At 64.9% G+C, this 9,343-nt stretch carries 10 protein-coding genes; 4 read left to right on the forward strand and 6 right to left on the reverse strand.

The genetic code is table 11. The features are described from left to right. The 3 genes from MRY84_RS17630 to MRY84_RS17640 all read right to left on the reverse strand — a co-directional run. The coding region (locus tag MRY84_RS17630; protein ID WP_291507004.1) for a sugar ABC transporter permease at positions 1-547 on the reverse strand (547 nt) is incomplete at its 3' end. A gap of 147 nt (positions 548-694) precedes the next feature. Beyond that, positions 695-1,945, reverse strand: coding sequence for a sugar ABC transporter substrate-binding protein (locus tag MRY84_RS17635; protein ID WP_291507013.1), 1,251 nt, complete (start codon positions 1,943-1,945; stop codon positions 695-697). Positions 1,946-2,360: 415 nt separating this feature from the next. Then, entirely contained in the window at positions 2,361-2,885 is a 525-nt protein-coding gene (locus tag MRY84_RS17640; RefSeq protein WP_291507005.1) for a hypothetical protein, read from the reverse strand. A gap of 121 nt (positions 2,886-3,006) precedes the next feature. Here MRY84_RS17640 and MRY84_RS17645 point away from each other — a divergent pair, with 121 nt between their 5' ends. The 4 genes from MRY84_RS17645 to MRY84_RS17660 all read left to right on the forward strand — a co-directional run bounded on the left by MRY84_RS17645 (position 3,007) and on the right by MRY84_RS17660 (position 5,926). Then, positions 3,007-3,846 carry a thymidylate synthase gene (locus MRY84_RS17645; protein ID WP_291507006.1) on the forward strand — a complete coding sequence of 280 codons (840 nt, stop codon included), beginning with the start codon at positions 3,007-3,009 and terminating at the stop codon, positions 3,844-3,846. A gap of 106 nt (positions 3,847-3,952) precedes the next feature. After that, on the forward strand, positions 3,953-4,567 hold the full coding sequence (locus MRY84_RS17650) for a DUF4337 domain-containing protein (protein WP_291507007.1): 615 nt from the start codon (positions 3,953-3,955) through the stop codon (positions 4,565-4,567). Positions 4,568-4,579: 12 nt separating this feature from the next. Further along, positions 4,580-5,068 carry a dihydrofolate reductase gene (locus MRY84_RS17655; protein WP_291507008.1) on the forward strand — a complete coding sequence of 163 codons (489 nt, stop codon included), beginning with the start codon at positions 4,580-4,582 and terminating at the stop codon, positions 5,066-5,068. A gap of 81 nt (positions 5,069-5,149) precedes the next feature. Beyond that, a complete protein-coding gene (locus tag MRY84_RS17660; protein WP_291507009.1) occupies positions 5,150-5,926 on the forward strand; it encodes an exodeoxyribonuclease III in 777 nt (258 codons plus the stop codon). An 80-nt stretch (positions 5,927-6,006) separates the two neighbouring features. Here the strand turns inward: MRY84_RS17660 and MRY84_RS17665 are convergent, their stop codons facing one another. From MRY84_RS17665 to MRY84_RS17675, 3 genes are all read right to left on the reverse strand, one after another. Beyond that, the gene (locus MRY84_RS17665; RefSeq protein ID WP_291507010.1) at positions 6,007-6,948 is read right to left on the reverse strand and encodes a PA2169 family four-helix-bundle protein; all 942 of its coding nucleotides are present in this window, start codon (positions 6,946-6,948) and stop codon (positions 6,007-6,009) included. A 229-nt stretch (positions 6,949-7,177) separates the two neighbouring features. Then, positions 7,178-8,821 (reverse strand): nitrogen regulation protein NR(I), encoded by a 1,644-nt coding sequence (gene ntrC / locus MRY84_RS17670; RefSeq protein ID WP_291507011.1) that lies wholly within the window; start codon positions 8,819-8,821, stop codon positions 7,178-7,180. A gap of 42 nt (positions 8,822-8,863) precedes the next feature. Then, the coding region (locus tag MRY84_RS17675; RefSeq protein ID WP_291507012.1) for an ATP-binding protein at positions 8,864-9,343 on the reverse strand (480 nt) is incomplete at its 5' end.

A 9,343-nucleotide genomic window follows, 5' to 3' on the forward strand; every position in this document is an offset into this window, starting at 1 on the left:
GCTGCTCGTGGTTCATGCTCTGCAGTGCGGTCATGAAGATCAGCGTGGCAAACGGCAGCCACTGCCAGGCCACCATCACGATGACCGAGAACAGCGGGTGGTCCGTGAGCCAGTCCACCGGCTGCGCGCCAAAGAAGATCCACACCTGCGCGAGCACGCCATAGATGGGATTCATCATCATGTTCTTCCACATCAGCGCGTTCACCGTGGGCATGACGAAGAAGGGCGAGATCAGCAGCACCCGCACGATGCCCCGGCCCGGAAACGGCTCGTTGATGAGCAGCGCAATCGCTACCCCCAGCACCACGGTGATGAGGATCACGCTCCCGAGCAGCAGGAGGGTGTTGACCACCGCCGTGCCGAACGAGGGGTCGGTGACGAAGTACTCGAAATTCTCCAGCCCCACGAAGCCCGACTGGTCGGGCTGCATGAGGTTGTAGCGGATGAATGAGAAGTAGATCGTCATCACCAGCGGCACGATCATCCAAAGGAAGAGCGTGGCCACGGCGGGCGTGAGCAGCAGGCGGGGAAGCAGGCGGCGGTTCATGGGGGCCTCAGAAAAATGTCCGGCAGGAATAGGTGTTCATTCGGCACAGCCAGGGCCGAGGTGGCGGTGGCGCTGTACCGCAGCCGTACTCCCGCACGGCGAGGGACACCGCCACCAAATCGGCCCGCGCAGTAGCCGAATGACTGCCTATTTGTAGTAGCCGGCCTTTTTCATCTCACGGTCCGCCAGGGTCTGACTGGCCTTGAGCGCCGCGTCCACCGTGGTCTTGCCTGCCAGGGCCGAACTCATTTGCTGCCCCACCGCAATGCCGATGGCCTGGAACTCCGGAATGGCCGCGAACTGCACACCCACATACGGGCTCTTGGGCAACGTGGAGTCGTTGGGGTTGGCCGAATCGATGGCGGTCTTTTCGGCGGCAGCAAACCGGGCAGCCTTCTGGAACTCGGGGTTGGCATAGGTGCTCTTGCGCGTGCCCGTGGGCACGTTGGCCCAGCCGTTGGTATTGGCCACGAGCTGGATGTAATCCTTGCTGGTGGACCAAGTGATGAACTTCTGCGCTGCATCGACCTTCTTGGAACCGGCCGGGATGGCCAGATTCCACGACCACAGCCAGTTGGCCCCCTTGGGTGTGTGCATGGTGGGCGCCTGGGCAAACGCCATGTGCTCGGCCACCTTGGACTGCTTGGGGTCAGCCACGAAAGATGCGGCAATGGTCGCGTCGATCCACATGCCGCACTTGCCCGAGTTGGTCAGCGCCAGGATTTCGTTGAAGCTGTTGGCCGACGAGCCGGGCGGACCGTAGTTCTTGAGCAGGTCCACATAGAAGTTGATCGCGTCCTTCCAGGGCTTGGATTCGAGCTGCGGCTTCCACTGCATGTCGAACCACTGACCGCCAAAGGTGTTGACCAGCGTGGTGATGAAGGCCATGTTGTCGCCCCAGCCCGGCTTGCCGCGCAGGCAGATGCCATACACGCCGTTCTTGGGGTCGTGCATCTTGGCGGCCAGATCCTTGATCTGCGGCCAGGTGGGACGCTCGGGCACCTGCACACCGGCCTTGTCAGCCAGATCCTTGCGATACATGAGCATGGAACTTTCGGCATAGAACGGCGCGGCGTACAGCTTGCCATCCACCGACAGGCCGCTGCGCACCGCGGGCAGCAGGTCGTCCGCGTCGTAGGCGGCATCGGTCTTGAGTTCCTGCAGCCAGCCCTTCTTGCCCCAGATGGGCGCCTCGTACAGGCCGATGGTCATCACGTCGAACTGGCCGCCCTTGGTGGCGATGTCGGTGGTCACGCGCTGGCGCAGCACGCCTTCTTCCAGCGTCACCCACTTGAGCTTGATGTCGGGGTGGGCCTGCTCGAAGTTCTTGCTGAGTTTTTGCATCTCGATCATGTGGCCGTTATTCACGGTGGCGATGACGAGCTCCGTCTGGGCCATGGCGGCGCCGCACAGCGAAGTCAAGGCGAGTGCGGCCACCAGGGCGAGTCGGCGGGGCGCTGCGGCGCGCAGGGCAGCACGGGGGGAATGGGGCATCGGTGTGTCTCCTCGGTCGTTGGTATGGAAATCTGCCTTTCAACGCCGACCGCAGGAAGTTATGCAGGCCCTCCCTGGCTGCGGGCATTGACGGACTGAACGATACCGATGCTGGCGTGCCGAATTGGTACTCCAATGGCCAGTAAAGATACTAATTTGCACCATTCACTCGGTATTTATACCTAGTAACGTCAACTGGGTATGTGAATTCAGTTGCGAGGCACACGTCCCTCCACGCAATGGGCAGAGCATCCGGCCCTGCGCCAACCAGCGCCCCGGCTCCGACGGCCCATGCCATCGGGCCCCCTGGGAAACCTTTTCAGCGCCGCGCTTCTTCCATCGCCCGGGCGACGTCGGCCGGCCAGGTCTTGGGAGCGCCCAGGTCTTGCACTTCCCATTCCTCACCGCCGGTCGAAAGCCACACGCGCACGGCGTCGGCAGCGGGGTGGATCACCACCGCCGCCGCCTCATCACCACCCGCCGGGTGCCGGTGGCCCGTGATGTAGAGCAGATCCCCCTCCTGGCGCAGGGGCGTGGTGGTGCGCAGGTTATGCAGCAGGATGAGGTAGTTGTCCTCTCCCAGCAGTTCGCCGAGCCGCTGCGCCAGCCGGCCCGTGCGCAGAAAGTCGCCCCCCTCTTCGGGGATTCGACCCACTTGCGACTGCAGGCCCGCCCAGGGGCTGACAGGCTGGCTTGCGGGGGCTGGCAGCCCGACGGACCGCCAGGCTGGCGCCTGGGAGGCGTTCGGGGTCGTGGGGGCTGTGCCGCCGCAACCTGCCAGCAAGGCCAGCGGGAGCGCGGCGAATGCCGCGCGGCACAGAAGGGTGGTGGGTTCCAGGCGCATGATGTGTCGTTTTCTATCGAAGAGGAACAGGGGCGGCGAGCGCCGAGGTGGGCGAGCTTAGCCGGTAAAGCGGCCTCCCCCCTCCCGCCCTAGAATTGCGCCTTTCGCCCTCGAGCCCGCCATGACCGACCACGCCCGCCCCGTCCGATCCCAGTACGAAGACTTCATGCGCCACGTGTTCACCCACGGCGTGCACAAGTCCGACCGCACGGGTACGGGCACGACCAGCGTGTTCGGCCACCAGATGCGGTTCGACCTGAAGGAAGGTTTTCCTCTGGTGACCACCAAGAAGGTGCACCTCAAGTCCATCATCATCGAACTGCTGTGGTTCCTCACGGGCTCGAGCAACAACAACTGGCTGAAAGAGCGCGGTGTGACGATCTGGGACGAGTGGGCTCGCGCGGATGGCGACCTGGGCCCCGTCTATGGCGTGCAATGGCGCAGCTGGCCTACACCGGATGGCGGGCACATCGACCAGATCAGCGACGTGATCCAGACGCTCAGGACCAACCCCGATTCGCGCCGCATCATCGTGAGCGCATGGAACGTGGCCGAGTTGAACAAGATGGCGCTCATGCCCTGCCATGCGTTCTTCCAGTTCTACGTGGCGCCCGCGCAGGAGCCCGGCGGGCGCGGCACGCTCAGCTGCCAGCTCTACCAGCGCAGCGCCGACATTTTTCTGGGCGTGCCCTTCAACATCGCCAGCTACGCGCTGCTCACGCACATGGTGGCGCAGCAGTGCGACCTGGAAGTGGGCGACTTCATCTGGACGGGCGGGGACTGCCACATCTACAGCAACCACCACGAGCAGGTGCAGACCCAGCTGGCGCGCACGCCCTACCCCTACCCGGTGCTGAACATCAAGCGCCGGCCGGGCAGCATCTTCGATTACCAGTACGAGGATTTCGAAGTGCTGGACTATCAGTGCCACCCCGCCATCAAGGCGCCCGTGGCGGTGTAGTCCGCAGCACTGCCGGCTCGGCCTTCAGCTCCCGCGACCCGAGGCGAGTGCGGCAACGCGCGCGCCTTGCATCCATCCATCACAACCACTCCAACGCTTTTTCTCCATGTCATCCGGCGGATTCCACGTACACGGCCCCCACGACCACGCTGTCGAACATGCCACCCACGGCCATCACCACGATGATGCAGCCTCCCATGGCACTGATAGCGCAGGCTCGTCCACCAATAAGATCGCCATGTTCACGGCCATCGTGGCCACGGTGGGCGCCATCTTTGCCTACATGGGCGGCGCCACGCAGGCCAACGCGGGCCTGATGAAGAACGATGCGGCCATCAAGAAGACAGAGGCCTCCAACCAGTGGAATTACTTCCAGTCCAAGAGCACCAAGCAGAGCCTGGCGGAGCTGGCACGTGACCTGACCCCGGCAGAGACCGAAAAGGCCAAATACCAGGCCAAGATCGACCGCTACGAAAAGGAAAAGAACGAGATCAAGACCGTGGCCGAGAAGCTCGAAGCCGACGCCCACGACTTCGACCGCCAAAGCGAGGCCCAGATGCACCAGCACCACCGCTGGGCCCAGGCCACCACGGCGCTGCAGGTCGCCATTGCGCTGGCCGCCATCGCCTTGCTCACCAGGAAGAAATGGCTGGAGTGGGGCATGTACGGCGTAGCCGCGCTGGGGCTGGGCGTGGGCGTGGCAGCCGCACTGCACATCTGAGGAGCCCCATCCATGCCTCTGCACCTCATCTACGCGCGGGCCGCCAACGGCGTCATTGGGCAGAACAACGCGCTGCCCTGGCACCTGCCGGAAGACATGGCGCGTTTCAAGCAGCTCACGCAGGGCTGCACGGTGGTCATGGGCCGCAAGACCTGGGATTCGCTGCCGCCGCGCTTTCGGCCCCTGCCGGGCCGCACCAACATCGTGGTCACACGCCAGCCGGACTGGCAGGCCGAGGGCGCCGTGCGAGCCGCCAGCCTGTCCGAGGCGCTGCGCCAGGCCCCTGCCGGCCCCACGGTATGGGTGATCGGGGGGGCGCAGATCTATGCCGAGGCACTGCCTTTGGCAGACAGCGTCTATGTCACCGAGATTGAAAGGGATTTCGTGGGCGACGCCTATGCGCCCACACTGGGTGCCGAGTGGACGGAGTCTGAGCGCAGCCGCCACGTCAGCACCAATGGGCTGCCCTTCAGCTTTGTGACCTATGTGCGGGCAGGCTGAGAGGCGCTGAAGGCCCTCCGCAAATTGCTCACCTATTGACAGCACGTTGCGCTTTTCCAATCAGCGCTGGAGGCCAAAATCATGCAAATCGCCACCTGGAACATCAACTCCCTCACCGTGCGCCTTCCCCAGGTGCTGGCTTGGCTGCAGGCCCATCCCGTGGACGCGCTGTGCCTGCAGGAGCTTAAGCTCACCGACGACAAGTTTCCGCACGACGCGCTGAAAGAGGCAGGCTATGAAGCCGTCGCCTTCGGCCAGAAGACCTACAACGGCGTTGCCATCCTGAGCCGCCACCCGCTGCGCGACGTGGTGCGCAACATCCCCGGCCACGACGATGAGCAGGCGCGGGTGATCGCCGCCACCATGGACACGGCCTCCGGCCCGCTGCGGCTGGTGAACTGCTATTTCGTGAATGGGCAGGCTCCGGGCACCGAGAAATTCGCCTACAAGATGCTGTGGCTGACCGCCCTGCACCGCTGGCTGCGTGAAGAGCTGCAAGCGCACCCCCGACTCGCGCTGCTGGGCGACTTCAACGTCGCGCCCGAGGACCGCGACTCGTTCGACCCCGTGGGTCTCAAGGACACCATCCACCATACGGTGGAGGAACGCGCGCACTTCCAGGAACTGCTGGGGCTGGGCCTGACAGACACCTTCCGCATGTTCGAGCAGCCCGAGAAGAGCTACTCGTGGTGGGACTACCGGATGCTGGGCTTCCAAAAAAACCGAGGGCTGCGCATTGACCACATCCTGGTCAGCGAAGCCATCAAGCCCTTGGTGACAGCCTGCGTGGTGGACCGCGCTCCACGCAAGAATCCCCAGCCCAGCGACCACGCACCCGTCGTGCTGACGCTGGACTGAGTGCCCGGGGCGCTGACAGGTTCAACGCCCCGATCATCAGGAGCCGACAGTCATCTACTGACGACCGCCAGCAACCCCGATCAGCTGGCCGCGTAGGAATCACGCAGACCGCGAACCTCGTCGTGGTTGCGCTGGGCGCCCTGGGCCTGGCGCTCCACCAGCATGCGCACATCGCTGGGCAAGGTGGCCTTCAAAGCCTTGCGGTAGCGCGCCACGGCGGCATCTTCGCCGCGCTCGCATTCCTGCAGCACCGCCTTGTCGTCCTGGATGGACAGGGCCGACTTGACGGAGACCCAGCCGCGGTGCAGCGCCCCAGCCACCGTGCCGCCTGCGGCGGGCTCGCCGCCCAGCCGGCGGATTTCATGCTCCAGTTCCGTGGCCGCGGCAGCGCATTCCTGCGCATGGCGGCGGAAGACCGTCTTGAGCTGGGCGGACTTGGCATGTTCCGCACAGGCCGTGAAGCCGTATTCACCGTCGCGCGCCGACTCGATCAAGTCGTTCAATACGTCCACCACGTCATCGGTGTCCATGACATCCATGGGGGCGTCATCGTTCAGGCGGCTGCGCGATGTGACGCGATCCCACGCGGCGCGGGCGGCCGGGCGAGCATCGGTCCACGCCAGACCATCGGAGTGGCGAGCCCGCCAATCGTCCGCCAGACGGGGCTCGACAGCCTCGAAGTCGCCTTCGTAGCGGCCCACGGAGGACCAGCCCAGTTCGTAGGCGGGACGGTATTGTTCATAGGTGCGGCCACCCACGTAGTAGGGCTCGCGGTGGTAGCTTTCGCGCCAGTAGGCGTCCTCTTCGGTAGGGTTTACCGCTTCGGCCGCGGCCTTGCCCGCGAGGCCGCCCACGACGGCTCCCGCCACGCCCCCCACGGCAGCGCCGACCGGGCCACCGAATGCGCCCGCAGCGGCACCGGCCGCTGCGCCGCCCATGGCAGCCCCGACGCCGGTACCCACTGGATGGGCACCCGGCTCATTGGTCAAGGGGTCACGGTTGGCATCGTTGAAATCCGACATAGAAGCTCTCCAGTTGGTTGACAGTGCCTTCATTGTTGAAGTCACCCTCAGCGACCTGGGTCGGCACAGGGAGGGCCTGAATGTAGGACGCCGCGCAGCACGCATCCCCAAGCGCAGGCAGGCCGCGTGGGGATAATTGGGGCGTGGAGCCCCCTCGCAGGCGGGCAGCTGGATAAGCTACTCTTTTTATAGCTGGCCGCGCTTTACATACAAGCGCTGCCAGCGATTTTCACCCTTCATCCGGAGCATCCAGGCCCAATTCCTGGATCTTGCGCGTGATCGTGTTGCGCCCGATGCCCAGGCGCTGGGCGGCCTCCATTCGGCGGCCATGGGTCGCGGCCAGCGCCGTACGGATCAGCCGGGACTCGAAACGTCGCGTGAGGGCATCCCACACTTCGGGCTGCCCGCCCAGCAATAGTTTCTGTGCCTCGTTCTCGAGCGCCTGCTCCCAGGTGCCGGCCGGGCTCTGGGGCGCGCTGCCATGCCCCCCTGCCGCCGATGGCGCAACCTCTGCGACCGGGATGACAGGAGGCATGCTGGCCGGTGGCATCGCCCCCACGGCCCCCACTGCGCTTACCGGCTCTGGCGGCTGCAGCGACGCTGGGGCGGGCGAGCTTGGCATGGCAAACACGGGGGATGAAGAGCCTGCACCCGCCATCGGCTCAGCCACCGGACGCTGCGGCGCGGCGTAGATGGGCGCTTCCAGTACCTCCGGTGGAAGGTCCTGCAGCGAGATGACCTGCGCTGGTGCCATCACCGTGAGCCAATGGCAGATGTTCTCCAGCTGGCGGACGTTGCCCGGAAAGGCAAACTGCTCCAGCCGGGCCAGCGCCGGATCGGAAATGCGCTTGGGCTCCACGCCCAGCTGCCGCGCGCTTTGCTGCAGGAAGTGCCGCGTGAGAACAGGCACGTCCTCATGCCGCTCGCGCAGCGCGGGCAGGCGCAGGCGGATGACATTCAGGCGATGGAACAAGTCCTCGCGAAACCCCCCTTCCTTGACCCGCTTTTCCAGGTCCTGGTGGGTGGCCGCAATCACCCGCACATGGGCCTTCACGGCCGCGTGGCCGCCAACACGGTAGAACTGGCCGTCCGACAGCACGCGCAGCAGACGCGTCTGCAGGTCAAACGGCATGTCGCCGATTTCATCGAGGAACAGCGTGCCGCCCTCGGCCTGCTCGAAGCGGCCGCGCCGCTGCGTCTGCGCGCCGGTGAACGCGCCGCGCTCGTGGCCGAAGAGTTCGGATTCCAGCAGGTCTTTGGGAATGGCGGCGGTGTTGATGGCCACAAACGGGCCATCGGCCACCGGCGAGTGCTTGTGCAGCGCACGTGCCACCAGCTCCTTGCCCGAGCCGGATTCGCCGGTGATGAGCACGGTGACCTGGCTCTGGCTCAGGCGGCCAATGGCGCGGAAGACGTCCTGCATCGCAGGAGCCTGGCCGAGCATCTCGGGCGTTTCGGTCTGGCGCTCTTCCGTCACCTCTTCGCGCTGGCTCTCCTCCACCGCACGGCGGATGAGTTCCACCGCCTTGGGCAGATCGAAAGGCTTGGGCAGGTATTCGAAGGCTCCGCGCTGAAACGCCGACACGGCGCTGTCCAGATCGGAGTACGCCGTCATGATGATGACGGGCAGGCCGGGTTGCAGTTCGCGAACCTTCTCCAGCAATTGCAGGCCGGACCCCCCTGGCATGCGGATGTCGCTGACGAGCACCTGGGGACCTTGCCGCGCGGGGTCGCCTGGGGTGATGTCGGCCAGGGCATCGAGCACTTCGCGCGGGTGGGTGAAGCTGCGCGTGGGCAGGTTCTCACGGGCCAGCGCCTTTTCCAGGACGAAGCGGATCGAGGGGTCGTCATCTACTATCCAGATCGGCTTCATATGTTTTTCTTACCTTCCCTGTGGATTTGCGTGTCAGGGACCTCAGGGCAAGGGGATCAGGATTCGGAAGTCGGTGCGACCCGGCACGCTGTCGCATTCGATCAATCCGTGGTGGCGCTGCACGAAGGTTTGTGCCAACGTGAGCCCCAGCCCTGACCCGCCATCCCGACCCGACACCAGAGGGTAGAAAATCCGCTCCTTGATCGCATCGGGTACGCCCGGTCCGTTGTCGATGACATGCAATTCCAATGCCAAGCGATAGCGCTGGCGACCAAAGGTTACTTGTCGGGCCACGCGGGTGCGCAGCGTGATGACGGCATCCCCAGCCGCGATGCGCTCGGTCAGCGCCTGCGCTGCGTTTTGCACGATGTTGAGCACCGCCTGAATGAGCTGTGCGCGGTCTCCGCGAAACTCAGGGATTGAGGTGTCGTAGTCGCGCTGCACCTTGAGCCCATGGGGGTATTCGACGAGCACCAGCGATCGCACCCGTTCGCACACCTCATGGATGTTCACATCGCCCAC

This window comes from Acidovorax sp. (assembly GCF_022763525.1).
In the GTDB taxonomy this organism is placed as follows: Bacteria; Pseudomonadota; Gammaproteobacteria; order Burkholderiales; family Burkholderiaceae_C; genus Acidovorax.

Bases quoted from the DNA above. Each gene is read 5' to 3' on its own strand.
- MRY84_RS17650 (WP_291507007.1), top strand. From the start codon at position 3,953: ATGTCATCCGGCGGATTCCACGTACACGGCCCCCACGACCACGCTGTC.
- MRY84_RS17635 (WP_291507013.1), bottom strand. From the start codon at position 1,945: ATGGCCCAGACGGAGCTCGTCATCGCCACCGTGAATAACGGCCACATG.
- MRY84_RS17640 (WP_291507005.1), bottom strand. From the start codon at position 2,885: ATGCGCCTGGAACCCACCACCCTTCTGTGCCGCGCGGCATTCGCCGCG.
- MRY84_RS17665 (WP_291507010.1), bottom strand. From the start codon at position 6,948: ATGTCGGATTTCAACGATGCCAACCGTGACCCCTTGACCAATGAGCCG.
- MRY84_RS17660 (WP_291507009.1), top strand. From the start codon at position 5,150: ATGCAAATCGCCACCTGGAACATCAACTCCCTCACCGTGCGCCTTCCC.
- ntrC (WP_291507011.1), bottom strand. From the start codon at position 8,821: ATGAAGCCGATCTGGATAGTAGATGACGACCCCTCGATCCGCTTCGTC.
- MRY84_RS17645 (WP_291507006.1), top strand. From the start codon at position 3,007: ATGACCGACCACGCCCGCCCCGTCCGATCCCAGTACGAAGACTTCATG.
- MRY84_RS17655 (WP_291507008.1), top strand. From the start codon at position 4,580: ATGCCTCTGCACCTCATCTACGCGCGGGCCGCCAACGGCGTCATTGGG.